The organism is Sorangium sp. So ce394 (assembly GCF_051474665.1).
Classification (GTDB): Bacteria; Myxococcota_A; Polyangia; order Polyangiales; family Polyangiaceae; genus Sorangium; species Sorangium cellulosum_D.
The window spans coordinates 4,546,991-4,569,467 of sequence record NZ_CP150339.1 but is presented as its reverse complement, the minus strand read 5'-3'; the positions used below and the strand labels follow the sequence as shown (position 1 = coordinate 4,569,467).

The following is a 22,477-nucleotide window of genomic DNA, read 5'->3' as shown; positions in this document are numbered from 1 at the left end:
GGCGGCGAGCGATCGAGATCAGTAGACGTTGTCGGCCTGGTCGGGGATGACCGCGCCGGCCTCATCGAGGCACGGGACCGCGGCGCCGTCCTCGTCCACGCAGGCCGTGGTCGAGCACGGGTAACCCGAGGCGAGGTGTCCCTTGGGCGCGATGAACATCGGGTTGATCAGCCAGGTGCCCGCGTAGTTCCTGTACGCGTTGCACATCAGCTCTTTCTTGTTGCGGTTGATCGCGAGCCTGAGGCCGGTGGCGTCCTGGAGGAAGCTCAGATCGGTGTCCGAGTCGCCCGCCCCGAAGACCTGGCGCTGGGATGCGTCCGGGTTCTTCTCGAGCGCGGCGGGGCCCGACGCGCCGAAGATCACCTGGTTGATCCAGCACCGCTTTCCCTCGATGTAGGTGATCAGGCTGTTCCCCGAGAACTCGCCGGCGCCGTCGTTGGCGCCGTCGGGGATCGGACCGCACCCCTGCAAGTTGTACGTCAGCTCGCCGTCCTCGGTCGTCACCTGCCGGACGCCGATGACCCGGTCCGCGGCGATGTTCACCCTCGCCGCGAACGGCTCGACCACGAACTGCGGTGAGGCGGACACCACCCAGACGTCGAAGCCGTTCTTTTGCAGCACGTCGATCAGGTCCCGGATCGGCTCGTAGATCCGGAGCCAGGCGGTCAGCCCCGCGCGCGTCCCGATCGTCTGGACGGCCCCCTCCTCCGCCGTCAGGTTCTCCTCGATCGCCGAGGCGGCGAACGCCGCGATCTCGTCGGGCGCGTGGCCCGCGCCGAGCTGGGCGAACCAGGCGTACGCAGGCTCCAGGGTGCGGCGGTTGTGACCGTCGAAGGCGGCGTCGCCGCCGGTGGTCTCCCCGTCGACATAGACGCTGAGGATCTCGTCGGCGCAGGCGGCCATGGTGCTCGTCGGCAGCGGCTCGCCAGGCTCGGCGGCCGCGCCGCACGCCTCGCCGAGCGAGGAGACCGCGGCGGCCGTGAGGTAAGGGCTCGTCCACGCCCAGTTCCCGTCCGGCGGCTGGAGGATCTTGTCGTGCCGGAGCATCCAGAACATCGTCGCGTCGCCGACATCGTTCTTGATGACGGTGTTGTCCCAGTCGAACACGGCGACCGGCTTCCGGTCGGGGTCGTAGCCGGGGCTCACGGCGCCGTGCTCGTCGATCATGGCGTCGATCCGCTGCCGGTTGTCGCCGTACCACTCGAGCGTCGGATCGAGGTCGGGGAGCGCGCCGCTGCCGCCGTCGCCCCCGCCGCCGGCCGCTCCGCCGCCGCCGCCGCCCGTCGCGACAGACGATGTCGTCGCGGAGCCGGTGGTGTTCTTCACCGGCTCCGTGGACTCGTCGCCGCCGCAGTGGAGCAGCAACACGGAGAGCGGCGCCACGACCAACGTGGTGATGTGCGCCGTCAGCGCTCGTCGAGACATAGAAGTGCACCTCCCAGGAGCGTAGAATTTTCCATATCAGAAGGAACGCACGCGCGCCGCGCGAGCTAGCGCGCCGGAGCCGCCCCGAAGATGCGGCCGATCGCGTCGGTGAGGGAGCCGTCGTCGTTGCTGCCGACGATCAGCGCCGCCGCCTGCTTGAGCGGTTCCGGGCCGTGGCCCATCGCGATCGGAAGACCGCGGGCCTTCAGCAAGGCCACGCCGCGGAAGGTCCCTGGGACCATGCGCGCTCTCCTGCCTGCCGCCCGCCGTACCACGGCCGAGCGCGCGCGCGCGAGCTCTCGGGCGGCCGCCGCGCGCGGCGGCGACGGAGGCTCGGCGCGGAGAGGCGCCTGACGTCACCTCGCGGCGCGCGGGCGCACCGGGGCTCGGGCGCTGGGAGCTCGCGGAGCCGACGTGGCTCGGCGTCAGGCCTTCTTTCTCGGGTCGAACTCGGTGACCGTGTGGAGCGTCTGGGTCGGCTTCTCGCCTCTCCTCGGCGGCGTGAGCCCTCCTCCGTGCAGCTCGGCGACGATGGCGGTGATGTTGTCCTCGCCGCCGCGATCGTTCGCGAGGGCGACGAGCCGCTCGCACGCGGCCTCGATCGAGGGACCCCGCTCGATCACGGCGAGCATGTCCTCGGCCGAGAGCTTGTTCGAGAGCCCGTCGGAGCAGAGCAGGAGGCGATCGTCGCGCCGCAGATCGAGCCGCGCGACGCTGGCCTTCACGTCGGGATCGAGGCCCATCGCCTGGAGCAGCATGCTCCTCATCGGGTGCTGCTCGGCCTCCTCGGGTTGGATCATGCCGGCGTCGATGAGCGCCTGCACGAAGCTCTGATCGTGCGTGATCTGGAGGATCTGCCCGTTGCGGATCAGGTAGGCGCGCGAGTCGCCCACCTCGGCGACGTGCGCTTCGGTCCCGTGCACGCAGATCGCGGTGAGCGTCGCGCCCATGCCATGGCGGCCCGGCTGCTGCGCGGCTTGCCACACCTCGCGGTTGGCGCGCTGTACGGCCTGGAGGGTCGCGTCGTCCCAGTTGCCGCGCGCCGAGGCCATCGCCCGTCGGAGCGCCTCCACGACCAGGGCGCTCGCGACCTCGCCGGCCGCCGCGCCGCCCATGCCGTCGGAGACGGCGAGCAGGACCGGATAGGAGGCTTCGAAGGTGACCTCATGGGCAGGCGGCGCGGTCTTGGCGGCGGAGGTGAGGTGGGCGATGAGGAGCGTGTCCTCGTTGTTCTTACGGACCCGTCCGAGGTCGGTGATACCGCAGGCCTTCACGGTGATGTCCCCGGCTCCCAGTGTCGCTTCTGTCATGTGATGTCTCCTGTTTCCTCGTTTCCATCCATGAACCGACCGTTCCCGCCGAGCAGCAGGCATGGGAGCGGCGAGCTGCGCGCGCTGCCGAGCGCTGGCCGACGCGCACGCCGACCGCCGGCTCCACCGTTGCACCGTGTCGTCGCGCAAGCGAGGTCGGAGGGACGCGCTGCGCCGGCGAGGCGGGGAATGTAGGGCGGAGGGGCGCCACCGCAGCCACCGCAGCGCGCTCGACCTGTCCAGCGGGCGCGCCGCGCGGCGAGGCGGAGCGGGAACGGCATGGCGCATCCGGCTCGCGCCAGGAGAGGGAGCTCACGACGAACCCCGGTGCGCGCATCCGACGGGTGGAGGACGGCGTGGCGGGCCTCCTGGATTCCCTGATGGCGATAAGGCGGGAACGTAGAAACTGTTATGCGGATCACGCCGAATACCCGCGTGGGTCTTTGGAGTGCCGTGGGTCGGTCGCGGATCGCCGCCATCGCTACGTCGTCTGGTACGGCGGCGGGCCACGTCAAGCAGGGCCTGGCGCCCTGACCGGCGGGGGCCTGATCGGCGGGGGCCTCACCCGGGTTCGGTGGCCGGTAGGTCGACCGAGGTCCGTCGGTCGTGGGTCACCGACCCAGGTTGGGGCCACCGACCCGGGTTGAGGTCACCGACCCGGGTTGAGGTCACCGACCCGGGTTGAGGTCACCGACCCGGGTTGAGGTCACCGACCCGGGTTGAGGTCACCGACCCGGGTTGGGGTCACCGACCCGGGTTGGGGTCACCGGCGGCAGGTCGGCCGGCGGCAGGTAGGGCGTCGCTATCAGGATGGGCCAATCACCGTCGGGTCGCCCGCCAGCGGCGGTCCACTCAAGGGATCGCTGCGGACGTGAACGGCATCGGGAAGATCTGACCCGACCTCCACGCTTCGGCATGATCCGCGTAATGGCACGTCCGCGGATCCCCGCTGATACCGGTGCTCATCACCCCGAGCGAGCCGTCGAGCGGGGCGAGGTTCCAGACCAGCCGCGTCGCGCTGAGCGAGTCCTGGTCGAGCGCGCCCCGCACCCCGCCTGCGGCCTCGAACTCGCCGGGCGGAAGCGCCAGGATACCGACCTTCGCGAACCAGCCGCCGATGTTCACCGTCTCCACATCGCCGGTCGCCGGGAAGGTGCCGATATCGAAGCGCGCGTCCTCGCCCGCAAGCGGGTGGTTGTAGGTCAGCTCGTGGATCCCGCCCCAGGTCCACGCGCTCACGTCCGGCCCCAGCGCCCCGCGGAGCATCGCGTCCGCCTCGCCCAGCGCCCGGCGCACGGCCTCGTCCCGCGCGACCCCGGGATCCACGCCCTCGCTGATGCCGAAATACGGCGCGCGCGGGTTCTCGAGCACGTCGATCAAGCCGTTGAGCTGGTTCGTGAGGAACACGTTGGGCGCGAAGAGCGCATATTCGTCGGGGCCGATCACGTCCGTCACCGTGTTGCGCAGCAGGATCAAGGTCAGCATCTCGTAGACGGCCGCGCCGCGGCTGCTCGCCGCCGCGTTCCCGTCCCACTGCTGCAGGGCCTCCACCGCCGCGACGGCGCTCGGATCGTCCGCGGGCAGCCCGACGCGCCCGAGCGCAGCCAGGTAGCTGTCGCGCAGCGGCAACCCGATCGTGGTCTGCGTGTCCAGCTGGATCGACGCCATGTCCTGCGGCGTGAGCGGCTGCGTCGCCGTCGTCAGACGGGTCATGATCCGCTGCGCGCGCCACGGCATGTCCCAGTAGTTCGCGAGGTGCACCGGCCGCCCCTGCGGCGCGTAGTTCCGCGGCACCATCCGGTTGTTCGCCGTCACGAGGATATGCGACGGCGGATCGTAGACCGAGGGCAGCTCGGCGTTCGTGGCGTACCCGGTCCACTCGTGCCCGCCCGTCCCCGGCACCGGATAGAGCGCGTTCAGCGGGCTCTGGCGCTGCGGCGCGAGCCCCGAGTTCTGGTAGCCGATGTGGCCGTGCGTGCCCGCGTAGTCGGCGAAGATGAAGTTCCAGCCGATGCTCTGCTTCAGCGCCGCCGCCTTGAACTGCGGGAAGCTCTGCGCCGCCGGCATCTCGAAGTAGCCGTCGACCTTCCACTCGGGCTGGCCCGCGGTCGACTTGAGCGCGAGGGTCCCGAACGCCTCCAGCCCGTCCAGACCGTCGTTGAGGATCGGCCCGTGCGGCGTCGAGCGGAACGTCCGCTGCACATCCGGCTGCCCCTTCACACGGATGGTCTCCACGCGCTTGGTGACCGGCTTCCACTGGCCGTTGATGAGCACCTCCTGCTTTCCTCCGCTCGCCGGGCGGAGCGTCTCCACGTACAGATCGACGCTGTCGAAGAGCGAGAACGTCGGCACCCAGGCGATGCTCTCGGTGTGACCGCTGATGAACCCGGGGAACCCGGGCACCATCCAGCCTGCCACGTTGTACTGCCCGTTCACCTTGAGCTGGGCCAGGTAGACGGCGGACGGGGTCGCGTGGGGGAAGTGCGGATCGGTCGCGAGGAGGGGCTTCCCGGTCGAGGTGAGGTGCCCGTCCACCGCCCACGCATTGCTCGCGCGCCCGCTCACAGGCGTCATCTGCCGGAGCTGCTCCGTGAGCCGACGCGCCCCCTCCAGGCACGTCGGCGGGGGCGGGTTCACGATGGTGGCAGACGGCGTGGTCGGGCCAGGCGGCACGAGGAACGTCGAGATCGGGTTCAGGTTGCCCTGCGCGTCGAACATCGACACCTCGTTCGGAGCCTCCTTGATCAGCGTCGTCGCGACCTCCGTCCCCGCGATCGAGGCGACGGCCGCGCGCTCGAGCTTGGTGAACCACGTCAGGGTGTCGAAGGTGACACCCACGTAAATATAGGCGAGGACGCTGTCCTCGGGCGTCCAGGGATCCGGCTGGTAACCGAGGGTCTGGAACTCGAGCGGCAGGCCGCCGCTCGACGCCTTGGCTTCGGAGATGTACTTGTTCACGCCAGCGGCGCAGCCCTGCAGCGCGCGCTTCGTCCGCGAGGCCGCCGCTGCGTAGCGCGCCGCCGCGAACGCGCGCAGGTTCTGCGCGCGGGCGAGGAGATCCTGGCCGAGGATGGCGTCATCGTCGCCGGGCCCGTAGATCTCCGCGAGGCGCCCCTCTGCGCTCCGGCGCAGCACGTCCATCTGGAAGAGCCGGTCGCGCGCCATTGCATAGCAAAGGCCGCCGTAACCCGCCTTCTCGTCCCATGCGGTGACGTGGGACATCCCGCGATCGTCCACGCGGATGTACGCCACATCGAGGCCGCTGATCTCGACCGCGGTCTCCTTCGCCGCGGTCTGCTCTGCCAACCCCTGATCATCCTGGGCCACGCTGCACGCGGCAGCAGAGAGCAGGAATGCCACGCCGGTCATTCGCCTGATCATGCCGATCTCCTTCTGCTGGCCCCCTCGCAAGGACCGCAGTTTGCAGGTCACGTGCGCCACGCTCACCCTGGGTCGCATGCCGCCTCGCATGGCGATGCGCGGCGAGCGGCTGTCAGCACAAAATGCTGCCCCGAACGATCAGGCGATCAGACGGTTGCTGAGCAATCACTGACAAGCAGCGGACAAGACGAACGAGCGCCTCCTACGTTGCTTTCACATGCACGAGATAAGCGGATAGGAACTAACCAATGGGATTCGAAAGTCAAGCTATTCGTTAATTACACCCTTTATACAAACACACTGTACACTGTCGCTGATGGACGCTGTCTCAAACGATCTAGGTCGCCAAAGCGCGCACGGTTTGCGCGATTTGCGCGTGTTTGCGCGAGGATTGCGCGCGGGTTGCGAACGGACAGCCCGTAAAATCTGCAACCTAGCACCCAGTCGGCATACGCGCCATGCGGCACGGGCCCTGAGCTCAATTCAGACGCCCTGGCCGTTCACCGCCGCTGCTCCCGCGTTGTCCCGCCTCGTCCCGCCTCGTCCCGCCTCGTCCCGCCTCGTCCCGCAGTGTTCCCGCGGTGTTCCCGGCTCGTGTCGCGATGCGTGGCTCACGGGCCGCCGCCGATCCATCGATCGTCCGCGGCGCTGCTCGAGCAAGAAACCGTCGCCGGACGGTGAGGTCACCCCGGGAGGTCGCTTTGCCGCAACGCCGTCTGGCACGCCTGACCGGCCCGGCGCGGCGGTGCCCCCCTCTCCTCCGTATCAGGACGTATCAGGACCTTCGAGCCCCGGCGAGGGGGTCGCCCGAGGGCCGAGGAGAGCTCGCGTCAGCCGCGTCCGGGAGCTCGCTCTCCGGCTCGGGCGGCGCCCGCGGGGCGCTCGTCGCCGAGGTCGAGCGCCGCGCAGACCTCGGTGAAGCTGTCGAACGGCGTGCACGGCACCCCGTCGCGCGCGCAGAGCACGTCGAGGGCGCTGCCCCGCACCGCGAACACACGGTCGCAGCACCGCGCCGCGGGATAGTCCAGCCGACCGTCGCCGATGTAGACGGTGGCCGCCTCGCCGGTCGCGGCCTTCAGCTGGTCGAGGACGCGGATCTTGAAATCGTCGCCGGGGCCGAGCCGCACCGCCTCTGGCACGGTCACGCGCCAGCGGCCGTCGAAGACGGCATCGAAGCAAGAAAACGCGGTGCCCGGCGGCAGGAACTCGCGGATGTAGAACGGCAGCCCGTGGCTGACCACATGAAACACCCACCCCCGGCGGGCGCACAGCGCGAGCAGCTCCTCGAAGCCCGGACGAAGCCCGGCGTGGGGGCGGAGCAAGGCCAGGAGCTCGTCCGCCGGGCGATCCACATCGGCATAGCCGCGCCGGAGGAGCTCGAGCGGCGTGATCTGGCCGCTGGCCGACAGCGTGAGCAGCTCCTTCCGCCAGTCATAACGGAGGTGGGCGTCCCAGACTTCGTTCGTCAGGTCGGCGCAGGTGATGGTTCCGTCGAAGTCGCTGAGGATGAGCACGGCCGCGGATTGTGCACGCCTTCGCGCCGGCCGCCAGCGCAGACGGTCAGACCGCGACGGGGAACGGGTTTCGCTCGGCGAACCCGGTCTGGTGGAAGTAGGGGTACGCGAGCGGCGTCTTGCTCGCGGCGTCCAGCCTCGCGATCTGCGCCGGCGTCAGGGTCCACCCGACGGCCCCAAGGTTCTGCCGAAGCTGCTCCTCGTTGCGCGCGCCGATGATCACGTTGGCGACGCTCGGCCGCTGGAGCAGCCAGTTGATCGCGATCTGCGGGACGGTCTTGCCCGTCTCCTTCGCCACCTCGTCGAGCGCGTCGACCACCCGATAGAGGTACTCCTCATCGACCTGCGGCCCGCCCTCGGCAGCCAGCTTGTTCCGGAGCCGGCTGACCTCCGGCAACGGCTGTCCGCGCCGGATCTTGCCGGTGAGGCGCCCCCAGCCGAGCGGGCTCCAGACCACCGCGCCGACCTTCTGGTCGAGCGCGAGCGGCATCAGCTCCCACTCGTAGTCACGCCCGACGAGCGAATAGTACGCCTGATGCGCCACGTAACGAGAGAGGCCGTATTTCTCCGACACCGCGATCGACTTCATCAGGTGCCAGCCGGAGAAGTTCGAGCAGCCCAGGTACCGGATCTTCCCCGCCCGCACGAGGTCGTCGAGCGTGCCCAGCGTCTCCTCGACCGGCGTGAGCGCGTCGAAGCCGTGCAGCTGAAAGAGGTCGATGTAATCCGTCTGCAGCCGGCGCAAGCTGCCCTCGACCGACCGGAGCAGGTGGTGCCGCGAGGAGCCGACGTCGTTCGGACCCGGGCCGAAGCGAAAGGTCGCCTTCGTGGAGATGATGACCCGATCGCGCCGGCCCTTGATCGCCTGGCCGAGGATCTCCTCCGCCAGCCCGTTGGAGTAGATATCGGCCGAATCGAACATGTTCATGCCGGCCTCGAGCGAGACGTCGACCAGCCGGGTCGCCTCGGCCACGTCGGTCGCGCCCCAGCCCCGGAAGAACTCGTTGCCTCCGCCGAACGTGCCCGTCCCTAGACTCAGCACGGGCACCTTGAACCCTGACCCGCCCAGCAGCCTGAATTCCATGGATCTTCTCCGCGTAATGAGGACAACCTCCGACGCAGGGAGCGGACGCCGGACTCCAGGCGCTTGCCCCTTTGCCGCGGTCGTGGACGGTTAGGAACTCCAGGGCGATCCGAAAGTCAAGCGCCATCGGGCGCCGCGCGTCGCCCCGGGGTGCGCGGGCCGCGCCGCGCGGCGCCGATCACAGGCCGATGTCGCTCCGGAACGCCCGCAGGGCCTCGGTGCGCGCCGAGCAGCGGAGGCGCTCGTCGCGGTGCATCTGCCCGAGCGTCCGCGCGTGCCCGGCCGGGATGAACATCGGCTCCCAGTGGATCCCCTCGTCGCCCCGCCGCTCACAGGCGATCTCCCCGAGGACGCTGCCCGTGTAGATGCGGAGCGTCCGGCCGTCGCAGTAACACACCTTCTGGACGACCCGCGCGGCGCGCGACATGCCCGGGGGGATGATGGAGCATATCCGGTCTTGAAGCCGCTCCCAGAACGGCTTCACGAGCGGCCCCGGAAAGCCGTTCAGGTGCTCGATGAACAGCCCGCCGTGCTCCACGAAGAGCGGCACGAGCGCCAGCCGGAAGGCGGCGAGCGCCTTCTCCCGCACGACGACGTCGAGATCCGAGGAGAGCACCTCGGGCACGTCGAGCCTGAGGACCCGGAGCGGCGTCGGGCCGTCCTTCCACGCGTGGATCATGTCCTCGAGCTTGTCCTCGTTCGAGGAGACGAAATAGACCATGATCGTCGGCCCTCATCCATCCAGCGCGTCGAGCAGGTCCACCACGCTCTTCGTCTTGTCGTTCGGGTCGAGCTCGATCACGTCGATGTGCCAGTCCTCGAGCAGCGCCGGCTGGACGAGCCCGGCGCCGAAGGTCGCCCAGTAGCCGCGGCGGTTCAACGCGCGCTTCGCGCCGGGCGAGCTGCCCTCGAGGCGCATCTGCTCCATGCGATACCAGATGTAACGGATGTCCACGTCGCTGAAGCTGTAGCCGAGGAAGAGAAAGGTGTTGCTGAGCAGATCGGCCCGCAGGCGCTGATCGGGCGCGGCCTCGAGCCGGAGGCGGCCGAAATACTGGGCCTCGGTCAGCACCACGGTCTCGGGCCAGTTGAGGTCGCCATGAAACTTGATGACATGGCACGCCCCCTGGGCCGGGCAACGCGCGAAGTCGTCGAACGTGGAGAGCGCCACGGCCTCCTTGCCCGCGTCGCGGAGCGCCTCCTCGATGTGATGCTCGAAGTTTGTCGTGTAGATGGTCCGGAAATGACGGCGCGCCAGCGCCTTGTGCTGGCACGAGCTCCTGCGGCGCTCGTTGACCTCGCGCGCGTGGAAGCGCGCGCGCATCTCGGCGATGAAGCTGTCGAGGCCGCCGTCGCACTCCCGGGCGAAGAAGCCGGCGAGCTGAGGGGGCAGGCCGTGCAGCTCGAAGAGCGCAGGCTCGAAGCCGAGCGCCTGGCCCATCCACCCCATCAGTTCCCTCCACATCGGCAGCTGGAGCGGGGCGGAGAAGCCTGCGCCGAGAAAAGGGATGAGGCGCCCTTCCCGGTACGCCTGCCGGAGCGGGACCGCCGCTTGCTCGAGCGTCAGAACAGCCATCGTCGGCGAGCGATGGTATCCGCCCGCCGACCTCGCGCAACCAGCCCTGGCTCGGCCAGGGCGCTTCGCGATCCCGTCCGGGCCGCTCGCTCGCGGCGCATCTCGGCCACGGCGGACAGGGCAGGAGCGCCGCCGGCGCTCGGCGGCACGAACGAGGCGCTCGCTCGGTCGCCGCGCGGCGCGCGGACGGACCGGAGGAATGCGGCGCGTCACGAGCGCAAGAGGCCCGCCGCCGCCCGACCACGCCTCCCGAGCTCCGCTCAGGCCCTCCGCCGGCGCGTCACGGACATCAGCGCGGCCCGCATGGTGCCGAACGTCCGCGCCTTCTCGATCCCGGTCCCGAGCTGCGTCATCGTCTGCGCCACCGCGGGCCGGATCCCCGAGATCAGGCACGTCGTGCCCAGCAACTCGACCGCGCGCACGATGCGCAGGAAGTGATCGGCGATCGCCGAGTCCACGACGTCGACGCCCGTCAGATCGAGGATCGCCACGCGCGCCTGCGTGCTCACGATCTCCCGCAGCAGGCTCTCGGTGATCGACGCCGCTCGGCGGCTGTCGATCACGCCGACGAGCGGCAGCGCCAGCACCCCGTCCCACACCTGGATGATCGGCGTGGACAGGACCTGGATCATCTCCTGCTGCCGCTCGATCACGTTGAGCCGCTCCGTGAGCGCCTGTTCGGCGCGCACGCGGTCGGTCACGTCGCGCTCGACCACGGTCACCCCGCCGCGGCCCGAGACAGGATCCCGCAGGATCGAGAGCTTGGCGCTGAAGAACCGCTCCTCTCCCCCCTGCTCCCGGGCGTAGCTCACCGCGCGCGGCGCCCCATCCAGAGCGAGATCCGCGATCGCGCCGAGGAGCACGGCGGCGATCCGCTGCGGCATCGCGTCGCGCACGTGCCGGCCGATCGCGCGCTCGGGCGCCTCGTGGAAGGCGCTCATCTCCTTCGGCACATGATAGCTCGTGAGCCGGCCCCCCTCGTCGAGCGTGAAGACGACCTCGCTGAGCGAGGCGAGGATCGCCCGCTGCTGCGCCTCGCTCTGCCGGAGCTCCAGCGTCCGCTCCTCGAGCTTCCGCTTCGCCTCCTCGTGGTGCGCGAGGCGCAGCCGCGTCATCTCCGCGTCGAGCGTCCTGTCCGAAGGATAGACGCGGAACTCGACGGAGGCCTCGGCCTCGTCCGGCGCGCTCAGGAGCTCATCCGCCCAGCAGTTGACCCCGAGGGCGAGAGAGAGGATTCCGATGATCTTCCCCTGGAGGAACGGGCAACCCCAGCGCACCGTCGAGCCGCGCTGCATCTCGAGCTCCCAGGGATTCCGCACGACCACCACGGCGCGCCGAGACTCCTTGTCGAACACAGGGAGCTCGAACCGGCCCCACCCGCCCATGCCCACCGCGCTCCCCCAGGCGAGGAACCCCTCCTCGAAGGTCTTGCCCAGCGCGGTGACCATCGTGTCGTAGTCCTCGGCCGTGCCCAGGCTCGAGTGCTGAGCCACCATGAGGCGGAAGAGCGGGACGCCGACCTCGTGGACGAGCGGCTCCAGCATGCGATAGAGCGACGGGTTGAGCCAGAAGAGCACCGACGGCAGACCGTGGGTGAACAGCATCCCCCGGTCGCACTCCCACCGGAAACGCCCCAGGTTCAGCTCGAGGGTATGGGTGGTCCCGACGCTCTTGACAGTGACGGGCTTCTCCTCGGTCTCCCGGCTCAGGTCGTCTTGCATCGATCGATCGCCCTTCCGCTCGCCTCGAAGCCGAGAGCAGCTCAGGAGTCTCCGCCCGCAAAGCCCCGAGGAGACGCCCGGTCGCAGCGAGCGCGGAGCGGCTTTCGCGGACTCGTGTAAGGGGCCTCATCTTGCACGAAAGCGCCAGGAAGGGCTAGAGAAGCCGATCTCGGAGGCCACGACACCCCGCGATCTGCGCCAGGCTCGCCCATTGGGGCCCATCGGAGGACACGCGCTCACCTCGCGAGCCCATGCGCTGATCCGGTCGGCGACGCCTCGGCGCCGAGGCCACGCGCTACGTGCGGGAGAGATCGGGCCCGCCGGGGTGGGCCAGGCGGGCGATCACCTCGACGAGCGCGGCGGGATCGACCGGCTTGGGGATGTGCATCTGGTATCCCGCGGAGAGCGTCCGATCGCGCGCGCTCTGGCCGGCATGCGCGGTGAGCGCGATCGCGGGCGTCGCGCCGCCGCGCTCGGCCGGCAGCGCCCGGACGCGGCGGATCAGCGCGTGGCCGTCCTCGCCGGGCAGGCCGATGTCGCTCACGATGACGTCCGGCCGCCACGGCTCGACGAGCTCGAAGCCCTCCAGCGCCAACCCGGCGACGCGGACCTCGGCGCCCGCCCCCGAGAGGAGGTGCGCCATCAGCTCCCGCATGTCCGGCGCGTCGTCGATCACGAGGACGCGCAGCCCGGCGAGGACCGGCGGGGGGGCCGCGCCGCTGCCCCGGGGCGCGAGCATGGCGCGCGGGGCAGCGGGCACCTCGACCGACGGCAGGAGCGGCAGCTCGACGGTGAACGTCGCGCCCTGGCCCGGACCGCCGCTCTCGGCGCGGACCGCGCCGCCGTGCAGCTCGACGAGGTGCCGCACGATGGAGAGGCCGAGGCCGAGCCCGCCGCGCCGGCGCTGGATCGAGCTGTCGGCCTGGCGAAAACGCTCGAAGACGAGGGGCAAAAACTCCGCGCTGATCCCCTCGCCCGTGTCGCTGACGCGGATCTGGGCCGTGGCGCCGACCTTGTCCAGCGACACGGCGACGCGCCCGCCAGGCGGCGTGAACTTGACGGCGTTGCCGAGCAGGTTCCAGACGACCTGCTGCAGGCGACCGCCGTCTCCCCAGACCTCGCCGACCTCCGGATTCAGCGACAGGGAGACGCTGACGCCCTTGGCGTCGGCGGCCAGCGTCAGCGCGTCGAGCGCGGCGCGGAGGACCGAGGCCAGGCAGACCGGCTGCGCCTTCAGGGTCATCTTGCCGCTCACGATGGCGGAGACGTCGAGCAGATCCTCGACGATCTGCAGCTCGGCCAGGCTGTTGCGCTCGATGGCCTCGAAGGCGCGCCGCATCGTGCCCGCGTCCAGCGTGCCCGTGCAGAGCAGCTGCGCCCAGCCGACGATGGAGGTGAGCGGCGTGCGCAGCTCGTGGCTGAGCGTGGCGAGGAACTCGTCCTTCAGGCGGTCGGCGGCCTCGGCCTTCTCGCGCGCGGCCTGCTCGCGGGCGAGGAGCGCCTCTCGCTCCTCCTCCGCCCGCTTGCGCTCGGTGATGTCGGTCGAGATGCCGCAGACGGCCCACGGCTCGTCGGCCGCGTCGCGCAGCGGGCACTTGATGGAGATGTAGGTGTGCAGGCCGTCGTCCTGCATCACGAGCTCCTCGGCCTGGAGCGGCGTCCGGGCGTCGAGCACCCGCCGGTCGTGGGCGCGGAACGCGCTGGCCTGCGCGGGCGGGAACAGCTCGTCATCGGTCCTGCCGAGGACCGACGCCTCGGTCACATGAAAGAGCCTCTCGAAGTGGCGATTGATGAGCACGTATCGCCCCGCCGCGTCCTTGACGTAGATGACGGCCGTCGAGTTGTCGATGACGGCCCGGAGGAGGTGCTGACTCTCGCCCAGGGCCGCGAGGGCCCGCTTGCGCTCGGCGCTCTCCTCGCGGAGCGTGGCGTTCGCCGCAGCGAGCTCGACCGTGCGCTCGGCGACGCGCTGCTCCAGGGCGCCGTGGGCGAGCCGCAGCGCGGACTCGAACTGCTCGCGCATCGCGATCTCCCGCTGCAATTGCGCGTTCTGCGCCGCGATCTTCCGGCGCATCGCGTGCATGGCCAGGTGCGTCCTGACGCGCGCGACGACCTCGTCGAGCTGGAACGGCTTGGTGACGTAATCGACCCCGCCGGCCTCGAACCCCGCGACCTTGTCGGCGGTGTCCGCCAGGGCGGTCATGAAGATCACCGGGATCTCCCGGGTGCTCGCGGACGCCTTCAGGCGCCGGCACGTCTCGAAGCCGTCGATCCCGGGCACCAGCACGACGTCGAGCAGGATCAGATCGGGCCGCAAGAGCTCCGCCCGCTCCAAGGCCTCCTCGCCATCCTGGGCGATCGCGATCTCGAAGCCCTGGTCCTCCAGGTGAGCGAGGATGACAGCCAGGTTGGCGGGCGCGTCGTCGACGATCAGGAGGGTCTCCGGTCGAGCGCCCTCCGGTCCGTTCACGTCCATGGGCTCGGCCCGCCGTTCGGCGAGGGCTTCGTGTCCGCGCGCAGTCGACTGTGTGATGTGCATCCCCGCCTTGCCCGCAATCCGCAGTCACAGGGGCAAGACGAGCGCGTCGCGCGTGCGCTCCTCCGCTCCCCCATGCTCCTCCTGCCTCACGCCCGCTCGCCGCTCCGGACCACGTGGAGATCGAGCCTGCGCCGGAGCTTACCAGCAGCCGTCGGACCTCCGCCACGCCGTTCGGGTCCGGCGCGCCTCGCCTCGCCGCGCGCGGAGGTGCGGTAAGGTCCAACACCCGGCCGCCGGGGTCAGCCGCTCACGCCACGCGGGCCCAGCGGTGCCGACGGCGCGATTGCCGTAGGGAGAGAGACGATGGAGATGAGCAGGTCGGCGGTGGCGATGTGGACGGCGTCATGCCTCGCGATGGGGGGCTGCACGGCGATCGTGGGCGTGGACGAGCCGTACCACCTCGCGGACGGAGGAGGAGGCGGCGGGGCCTCGGGCGGCGGCGGCAGCGTCCCGAGGAGCTGCGCCGACATGGACGCGATCTGCGGGCCGCGCGGGGACGAGAGCTGCTGCGCGAGCCTGGTGGTGCCCGGAGGCACGTTCGATCGCGGCGACGCCGAGCCGCGCCTGGCGACGGTGAGCGACTTCCGGCTGGATCGATTCGAGGTCACGGTGGGGAGGTTCCGGGCGTTCGTCTCGGAGTACCCGGCGGCGTGGCCGGTCGTGGGCGCGGGAGCGCACCCGAAGATCCCGGACAGCGGGTGGCGCGCCGAATGGGACGACAAGATGCCAGTCGACCGAGACGCGTTGATGGCGTGGACGCACTGCGAAGATCCTTATTACTCGTGGACCGACGAGGTCGGCGACCGCGAGCTCCTGCCGGTGACCTGCGTGAGCTGGTTCGTGGCGTTCGCGTTCTGCGCCTGGGACGGCGGCCGACTGCCCACGGCGGCGGAGCGGCGCTACGCGGCGGCCGGCGGGGACGAGCAGCGGCAGTACCCCTGGTCGAGCGCGGACAGCGCCGCGGAGCCCGACGAGAGCTACGCGGTGTACGGCTGCGGCCTCGACGGGTCGTGCGAGATCGCGGACCTCCAGCCGGGCGGGTCGAGGTCGCCGCGCGGGGACGGGCGGTGGGGGCATGCGGACCTGGGCGGAAACGTGTGGGAGTGGGTGCTGGATTCGTTCGCGGAGGAGATCCCGCTCGAGTGCGAGGACTGCACCGTCCTCACCCCCGACGCGAACCACATGATCTGGGGCGGGGGCTGGCGCAGCGAGGAGGAGACGTTGCTCACCTCGGCCTTCGAGGAGCGCAGCCCCGGCGGGGAGTTCGCGGGCACCGGGTTTCGGTGCGCGCGCGCGCCGTGATGGGCCCGCTCCGCCATCGCGAGCGCCGGGCTGCGCGGCGCGCGCGCTGCGCCCAGCGCCGCTCCCTGAATCCTTGACGCGACCGCCGCCGCGCGCGACCCTCCCGCCGTGTCGGCCACGCTCGCGGACGGAACGGTCTTTGCGCACCGCTATCGCGTGGTGCGCCTCCTCGCCGTCGGCGCGATGGGGTCCGTCTACGAGGCGGTGCACCTCGAGACCAACCGCCGCCGGGCGCTGAAGGTGATGCACGCGTACCTCTTCCAGAGCGAGGAGATGCGCAGCCGCTTCAAGCGCGAGGCGCAGATCACGGCGGACATCGAGAGCGAGTACATCGTCGACGTCTTCGACGCGGGCATCGACGACGCGACGGGGATGCCGTTCCTGGTGATGGAGCTGCTCCGCGGCGAGGAGCTCGGCCAGCGCCTCAAGCGCCTCGGTCGGCTGCCGCCCGGCGAGGTCGCGACGTACCTCCAGCAGACGGCGTCGGCCCTCGACCGGACCCACGCCGCGGCGATCATCCACCGGGATCTGAAGCCCGAGAACCTGTTCGTGACCCACCGGGACGACGGCACGCCCCGCATGAAGATCCTCGATTTCGGCGTGGCGAAGCTGCTCGCCGAGGGCGGCACCGCGGCCGGTCTCACGCGGAGCCTCGGGACGCCCATCTACATGGCGCCCGAGCAGTTCCGCGTCGACACGAAGCTCACGAGCGCCGTCGACATCTACGCGCTCGGGCTGATCGCGTACACGCTGCTCGTCGGGACGCCGTACTGGAGCCCGGAGGCGCTCAGCGCCGGCGACGTGATCGCGTTCGCGCTGGTGGTCGTCCACGGGCCGAAGGAGCCGCCGGTGCAGCGCGCGATGGCGCATCGGGTGGTGCTGCCGCCGGGCTTCGACGCGTGGTTCGCCAAGGTCGCGGCCGTCGATCCGGCGGCGCGGTTCCGCACCGCGAGCGAGGCGGCGCAGGCGCTCTCCGAGGTGCTCGGCTTGGCCGCGGCCAGCAGCGGACCCGTGCCCCACCCGAGCGCTCCGTCCTGGTCCCTGGCGAGCGCCCCCACGCCGGCGCTCGGCACGCCGTCGCCCGGGACGACCGCGCCCGGGATGCCGGCGCTCGCCACGCCGGCGCCCGGGATGACGGCGCCGGGGACGACCGCGCCCGGGATGCCGGCGCCCGGGATGCCGGCGCCCGGGATGACCGCGCCCGTGCTGATGACGCCCGCGATGACGAGCGTCGCCCCGCTCGGCCCGGAGCACCCGGCCCGCGCGCCGGGCGTGCCGCTCGCGGCGACCATGATGGAGACCTCGATGACCTCCGTCCCCGCAGGGCCGATCGCGCCTGCGAAGCCCGGCCGGGCGCCGTTCGTCGCGGCGGCGGCCGTCCTCGGGCTCGGCGTGCTGGTCGTCGCGGGGAGCTGGCTCCTGATGCGCACCGGGGCCGAGCCGGACGTGGCCGCGTCGCCGGAGGCCGCCGCGCAGGACGCCGGCGCGTCGGGCGCCGCCGTCACCCCCGCGCCGAGCGCGGCGCCGACCGCCGGGCCCTCGGCGTCGACGGAGCCCTCGGCCGTGGCGGCCGACCCCTCGGCGTCGGCCGGGCCCTCGGCCGCGGCGGCCGACCCCTCGGCGGCGCAGCCCGACGCCGCGGCGTCCGCGCCGAGCGCCAGCGCGGGCCCGGCCGCGCGCAGGCCGGCGAGCGCTCCCCCGAAGGCGCCGCCGAGGCCGGCCCCGAGCGAGCGAAAGGGCACCTCGACGCGCCCCAAGGTCCCCTTGCTCGGACGGGATTGAGATCCATGTCCGCCGCGATGCCGGCTCCCTCATCGCCCACGCCGTCCGACCTCTCGCCCTGTGGATGCGCCAGACCATGACACGTTGCCTGCGCCGGATTGCCGCTCTCGCCCTCGCCCTCTGCCCGCTCGCCGCCGCGGCGCCCGCCGCGGCGCAGGACAGCGCGGCCGCGGAGACCCTCTTCAACCGAGGCCTCGCCGACATGGAGGCGGGCCGGTACGAGGCGGGCTGCAAGGCGATCGCCGAGAGCCATCGGCTCGAGCCCAAGCTGGGGGCGCTCTTCACGCTCGCGACCTGCGAGTCGCGGTGGGGCCGCATCGCCGCCGCGTCCGCGCACTTCGGCGAGTACCTGGCGCAGTACGAGCAGCTGCCGCCGGAGCAGAAGAGCCGGCAAGGGGACCGGCCGAAGGTGGCCAGGCAGGAGCGCGACAAGCTGGCCCCGCTCGTGCCGGAGCTCTCGCTCGCCCTCCCGCCCGGCGCCCCGACGGGGACGGTGGTGAAGCGCGACGGCGACGTCGTGGACAGCGCCGCGCTCGGCGCGAGCGTCCCGGTGGAGCCGGGGGAGCACGTCGTGTCGACCCAGGCGCCGGGAGGGTCGGTCTGGGAGACGCGGATCCAGCTCGCCCAGGGCGAGAAGAAGCGGGTCGAGCTGCAGGTGAACGGCGCCGGGGCGGCCCCCGCGGGCGGCGCGTCGGGCCGGCGGACCGCCGTGTACGTGGCCGGCGGCGTCGGCGTGGCGGGGCTCGTGCTCGGCGGGATCACGGGCGCGCTCACCCTGGGCCGGAAGAGCGTCGTCGAGAAGCACTGCGGCAGCGGGATCGGCTCGAGCGACGAGACGGCCTGCGACCAGACCGGGCTCGACGCCGCCGAGAGCGCGAGCGCCACGGGGCTCGTGAGCACGATCGGCTTCGGCGTGGGGCTGGTCGGGCTCGGGGCGGCGGCGGTGCTCTACCTGACCGAGCCGACGCAGAGCGAGGCGACCGCCGGCGCGACGTCAAGGCGGATCCGCGCCGGGGTGCTCGCGGCGGGGCCCGAGGGCGTGGTGCTGGGGGCGAGCGGGGCGTGGTGACGCGGCGGGCGGCGCGGCGCCCGCGCGGACGAGCGCGCGCGCCCTCGCCGCCCCTACCCGCCGGCGCGGAGGCGCGCTAGACCCGCCGCGTGCAGCTCATCCCCGCCATCGATCTCCTCGGAGGCCAGGCCGTGCGCCTCCATCAAGGGCGCTACGATCAGGTCACCGTCTACGACCAGGACCCGGCGGCGCTCGCCGCCCGCCTCCGCCGCTCCTGCGATCGGCTGCACGTGGTCGATCTGGAGGGGGCCCGGGCCGGCCGGCCCGTGCAGGCCGACGCGGTCCGCGCCGTCGTCGCGGCGTTCGGCGTGGACGGGGGCAGCGTTCAGGTGGGCGGCGGCATCCGCTCCGCCGCCGCGGCCGAGAGCTACCTCGCGCTCGGCGCCGATCGCATCGTGCTCGGGACCGCCGCGGTGAACGACCCCGCGCTCGTGCGCGACCTCGCCGTCCGCTTCCCGGGGCGCGTCGTGGTCGCCGTCGACGCGAAGGACGGGCGCGTGGCCGTGCAGGGCTGGGAGCAGGTCTCCTCGGTCACGGCGCTCGACGTCGCCCGCGCGCTCGCCGGCGCCCCCATCGCCGCGCTCCTCTACACCGACGTCTCCCGCGACGGGACGCAGGTCGGCCCCAACCTGGAGGCCACCCGTGAGCTCGCCGGCTCGTGCGGCTTCCCCGTGCTCGCCTCCGGCGGAGTCGGCTCGCTCTCTCACCTGCGCGCGCTCGCGCAGATCCCCGGCGTGAGCGGCGTCATCGTCGGCCGCGCGCTCTACGAGGGGGCCTTCACGCTCGCCGAGGCGATCGAGGCGGCGAGCGCCTGACGGCGCGTGTGCGTTTTCGTGTACGCTCCAGCCGACGATGCCCGAGCGCGACGACCCCCGGCCTTCCACCCGCGAAGTCGCAGCGGAGGAGTTCCTGTTCCACCTGCACCGGGGCAGCGAGCTCCTGCAGGACAACCGGGTCCACGCCGCGAAGGCGGAGCTGGAGCGCGCCCTCTCGCTCCAGCCGAGCGATCCCAAAGGGCAGGACCTCCTCGGGATCGTCTACTTCAGGCTGGGGCTCTATCCGCGCGCGATCGCGATCTACGAGCGGCTGATCCAGGCCCACCCGGAGGCGGTCGAGCCGCGCATCAACCTCGCGCTCTCGTACCTCAAGACCGGGCAGCCCGCGCAGGCGCGGTCCGAGCTCGAGAAGGCGCTCGAGCAGAACCCGAAGCACCAGCGCGCCTGGGGCTACCTCGGGCTCGCGTTCCAGCGCATGGGCGACTACGAGCGCGCGAGCCACGCGTTCGCGGCGGGCGGCCATGACGCGATGGCGCGCCGCCTGCTCGACATGACGGGCGGCTCCACGGGCAGGTACCCGGCCGAGCCGCCCGACACCGAGGACCAGCCGCCGCTCGAGGCCAAGGCGGAGGCGAGGGCCGAGGTGCAGCGCGCCGCGGGCGAGGCGGTGCAGGCGCTCGACCGCGCCGGCGCGGGCTTCCGGCACGACTCGGATCTGCCGCGCATCCCGTCCGGGACCTGGTCGGCGATCGAGCCTGGCCGCGAGACGATGCCGACGATCCCGGCCCCGCCGTCGCTCCGGAGCCTCGGGGCGGACGGCCGCGCGGGCGGCGCGGCCGGGCCGAACCGATCGCCCGCGCCGAGGGGCGGCGCGGCGCCGACGGTCCCGTCGATGGCGGCGGTCCAGGCGCCGCCCGGCGGGGGCGCGGCGCCGGCGGTGCGGCGCGGCTCGATGGCGCCGGAGGAGCCGTCGATGACGGGCCGCTTCACGGTCCCGGTCTCCGCCGCCGGCGACGCGGCGCTCGCGGGCAGGAAGGCGGCCGCGCGGGCGTCGTCGTCGTCGCTGCCGCCCCCCACGGCGGCGCCGGGCACGCCGCCGCCGGCCACGACGCCGCTCGCGGTGCAGCCGCCGGAGGCGCTGCTCTCGGTGGCGCGCGAGCGGCTGCTCGTCTTCCCGCGCGACGTCGCGGTGGCGCGGCACGCGAGCGGCGTCGTCCTCGTGCAGGCCGCGAAGGGCTTCGTGGCGCGGCTCGACGCGCTCCGCACGATGAGCACGCTCCCCGGGACGGCCACGCACGTGCTGAAGCGGCAGGCGCGCGGCCGCGTCTTCGACGAGCCGCTCGGCGGGCCGAGCACGCCGTTCGTCGAGATCGGCGCGCGCTGCGAGCTCGTGCTCGGCGCGCTGGAGGGGCGGCGGCTGCACGCCGTGACGCTCGGTGAGGAGCCGATCTTCCTGCGCGAGGACGTGCTCGTCGGCTTCGAGCTGCCGATCGGCTACGAGAACGGCCGCCTTCCGGCCGGCGACGGCGAGGCGGTCGCGATGGTGCAGCTGCGCGGCCGCGGCCACATGGTGCTCTCGGTGCCCGAGCGCGCCGCGGCGCTGGAGATCGCCCCGTCGCGGCCGACGTCGATGCGCGCGACCGCGGTGCTCGGGTGGATGGGCCGGCTCCTGCCGCGCACGCTGCCCGCGACCGAGGCGCCCGGAGGGCTGCAGGGCTTCGTGACGTTCGGTGGAGAGGGGATGGTTCTCGTCGATGGTCGCTAGCGCGGAAACGTCCCTGCGGGGCATCAAGGCGCAGCGGCGGAGGACGCTCTGGGAGGACGCGAAGAACCTCCCGAACCTGCTCACGTTCGCGCGGATCCTCATGATCCCCGCCGTCCTCCTGCTGCTCTCGAGGGGCGCGCCGCGGGACTGCTTCTGGGCCGCGTGCGTCTACTCGCTCGCGGCGATCACGGACATGCTCGACGGCTACCTGGCGCGCCGGCAGGGCCTCGTGAGCGTGCTCGGCAAGTTCCTCGATCCGCTGGCCGACAAGCTCATCGTCGCCGGCACGCTGGTGTGGCTCGTCCCGATGGGCCGGATCCCGGCGTGGGCGGTGGTGCTGCTCATCTCGCGCGAGATCACGATCACGGCGCTCCGCTCGATCGCGTCGACCGAGGGGCTCGTCATCGCGGCGGGCGACGGCGGGAAGATCAAGACGGCGCTGCAGATGATCGGCATCGTCTGCCTGATCCTCGGCTACCCGTACCACATCCACCTCGGCGTCGACTTCGGCGAGGTCGACGTGGTGCACGTGGGCCGGCTGCTCATCTATCTATCGCTCGTCTTCTCGATCACGAGCGCCGCGCAATACATGGGCCTGTTCATCGACGCGATCGACGCGAAGAACCGGGCCGCTCCTCCGCCGTAGATGGGCAATAGGCAAGCCCGCCGGGTTCTGCTAGACCAGCGCGCGTGAAAGCCCTGAAGACGTCGCGCAACGCCTTGCGCCCCGCGCTCCTCCTGGCCGCGCTCGCCGCGGCGTTCGTCGCCTCCGCCGCGAGCTGCAGCCAGCAGCAAGAGGGCGAGCCCTGCGAGATCGCGAACGGCAACGAGGACTGCGCGAGTGGCCTCGAGTGCAGGGGCATCGGCCAGCAGCAGCTACAACACCGCTGCTGCAGGCCCGGCGTGGTGACGCAGGTCTGCGATCCGACGCAGAATCCGGTGACGAGCACCGCGACCACCACGACCACCACGACCACCGCGAGCGGTACGGGGGGTGCTGGTACGGGCGGCAGCGGCGGTGACGGCGCCGCCGCCGGCGATGGCGGCGGCGGCAACGGCGGAGCGGGCACGGGCGGCAGCGGCGGCGCCGGCGGGGCGGGCACGGGCGGCAGCGGCGGCGCCGGGGGCGCCGGGGGCGCCGGCGGAGCCGGCGGACGTTAGCGCAGCGGACGCGGACGCCGCGTCACGGCGACCGCAGCGAGGCGCACGAGCGTCGGCGCCTCGCCGGCCATC

The 22,477-nt window shown here is 72.1% G+C and carries 17 protein-coding genes; 7 read left to right on the top strand and 10 right to left on the bottom strand.

Translation table 11 applies throughout. The features are described 5' to 3' along the window. Positions 1-18 precede the first annotated feature (18 nt). The 10 genes from WMF33_RS16915 to WMF33_RS16870 all read right to left on the bottom strand — a co-directional run bounded on the left by WMF33_RS16915 (position 19) and on the right by WMF33_RS16870 (position 14,487). Positions 19-1,425 carry an HAD family hydrolase gene (locus tag WMF33_RS16915; protein WP_437338098.1) on the bottom strand — a complete coding sequence of 469 codons (1,407 nt, stop codon included), beginning with the start codon at positions 1,423-1,425 and terminating at the stop codon, positions 19-21. Between the two features lie 65 nt (positions 1,426-1,490). After that, positions 1,491-1,667, bottom strand: coding sequence for an HAD hydrolase family protein (locus WMF33_RS16910; RefSeq protein ID WP_437338097.1), 177 nt, complete (start codon positions 1,665-1,667; stop codon positions 1,491-1,493). A 183-nt stretch (positions 1,668-1,850) separates the two neighbouring features. Beyond that, complete coding sequence (locus WMF33_RS16905; RefSeq protein WP_020735409.1) at positions 1,851-2,735, bottom strand: PP2C family protein-serine/threonine phosphatase; 885 nt, start codon at positions 2,733-2,735, stop codon at positions 1,851-1,853. Positions 2,736-3,587: 852 nt separating this feature from the next. Further along, positions 3,588-6,116, bottom strand: coding sequence for a penicillin acylase family protein (locus tag WMF33_RS16900; RefSeq protein WP_437338096.1), 2,529 nt, complete (start codon positions 6,114-6,116; stop codon positions 3,588-3,590). A gap of 830 nt (positions 6,117-6,946) precedes the next feature. Continuing rightward, positions 6,947-7,630: an HAD-IB family phosphatase gene (locus WMF33_RS16895; protein WP_437338095.1), complete on the bottom strand. Its 684-nt coding sequence runs from the start codon at positions 7,628-7,630 to the stop codon at positions 6,947-6,949. Positions 7,631-7,676: 46 nt separating this feature from the next. Continuing rightward, the gene (locus tag WMF33_RS16890; protein ID WP_437338094.1) at positions 7,677-8,714 is read right to left on the bottom strand and encodes an aldo/keto reductase; all 1,038 of its coding nucleotides are present in this window, start codon (positions 8,712-8,714) and stop codon (positions 7,677-7,679) included. A 178-nt stretch (positions 8,715-8,892) separates the two neighbouring features. Then, a complete protein-coding gene (locus WMF33_RS16885) occupies positions 8,893-9,435 on the bottom strand; it encodes a non-canonical purine NTP pyrophosphatase (protein ID WP_437338093.1) in 543 nt (180 codons plus the stop codon). A gap of 12 nt (positions 9,436-9,447) precedes the next feature. Further along, on the bottom strand, positions 9,448-10,290 hold the full coding sequence (locus WMF33_RS16880) for an SIR2 family NAD-dependent protein deacylase (protein ID WP_061625621.1): 843 nt from the start codon (positions 10,288-10,290) through the stop codon (positions 9,448-9,450). A 260-nt stretch (positions 10,291-10,550) separates the two neighbouring features. After that, a complete protein-coding gene (locus WMF33_RS16875; RefSeq protein ID WP_437338092.1) occupies positions 10,551-12,011 on the bottom strand; it encodes an STAS domain-containing protein in 1,461 nt (486 codons plus the stop codon). Between the two features lie 295 nt (positions 12,012-12,306). Further along, positions 12,307-14,487, bottom strand: a complete 2,181-nt coding sequence (locus WMF33_RS16870) for a response regulator (RefSeq protein WP_437338091.1) — start codon at positions 14,485-14,487, stop codon at positions 12,307-12,309. 366 nt (positions 14,488-14,853) lie between these two features. Here WMF33_RS16870 and WMF33_RS16865 point away from each other — a divergent pair, with 366 nt between their 5' ends. The 7 genes from WMF33_RS16865 to WMF33_RS16835 all read left to right on the top strand — a co-directional run bounded on the left by WMF33_RS16865 (position 14,854) and on the right by WMF33_RS16835 (position 22,405). After that, complete coding sequence (locus WMF33_RS16865; RefSeq protein ID WP_437338090.1) at positions 14,854-15,852, top strand: formylglycine-generating enzyme family protein; 999 nt, start codon at positions 14,854-14,856, stop codon at positions 15,850-15,852. 108 nt (positions 15,853-15,960) lie between these two features. After that, the gene (locus WMF33_RS16860; RefSeq protein ID WP_437338089.1) at positions 15,961-17,634 is read left to right on the top strand and encodes a protein kinase domain-containing protein; all 1,674 of its coding nucleotides are present in this window, start codon (positions 15,961-15,963) and stop codon (positions 17,632-17,634) included. Positions 17,635-17,710: 76 nt separating this feature from the next. Beyond that, positions 17,711-18,703 (top strand): hypothetical protein, encoded by a 993-nt coding sequence (locus WMF33_RS16855; protein ID WP_437338088.1) that lies wholly within the window; start codon positions 17,711-17,713, stop codon positions 18,701-18,703. Between the two features lie 89 nt (positions 18,704-18,792). Continuing rightward, on the top strand, positions 18,793-19,518 hold the full coding sequence (hisA, locus tag WMF33_RS16850) for a 1-(5-phosphoribosyl)-5-[(5-phosphoribosylamino)methylideneamino]imidazole-4-carboxamide isomerase (RefSeq protein ID WP_061621521.1): 726 nt from the start codon (positions 18,793-18,795) through the stop codon (positions 19,516-19,518). 37 nt (positions 19,519-19,555) lie between these two features. After that, entirely contained in the window at positions 19,556-21,244 is a 1,689-nt protein-coding gene (locus WMF33_RS16845) for a tetratricopeptide repeat protein (protein ID WP_437338087.1), read from the top strand. Continuing rightward, entirely contained in the window at positions 21,234-21,890 is a 657-nt protein-coding gene (gene pgsA / locus WMF33_RS16840; RefSeq protein ID WP_061621324.1) for a CDP-diacylglycerol--glycerol-3-phosphate 3-phosphatidyltransferase, read from the top strand. Before WMF33_RS16845 ends, pgsA begins: the two co-directional genes overlap by 11 nt. A 44-nt stretch (positions 21,891-21,934) precedes the next feature. Beyond that, positions 21,935-22,405, top strand: coding sequence for a hypothetical protein (locus tag WMF33_RS16835; protein WP_437338086.1), 471 nt, complete (start codon positions 21,935-21,937; stop codon positions 22,403-22,405). Positions 22,406-22,477 lie beyond the last annotated feature (72 nt).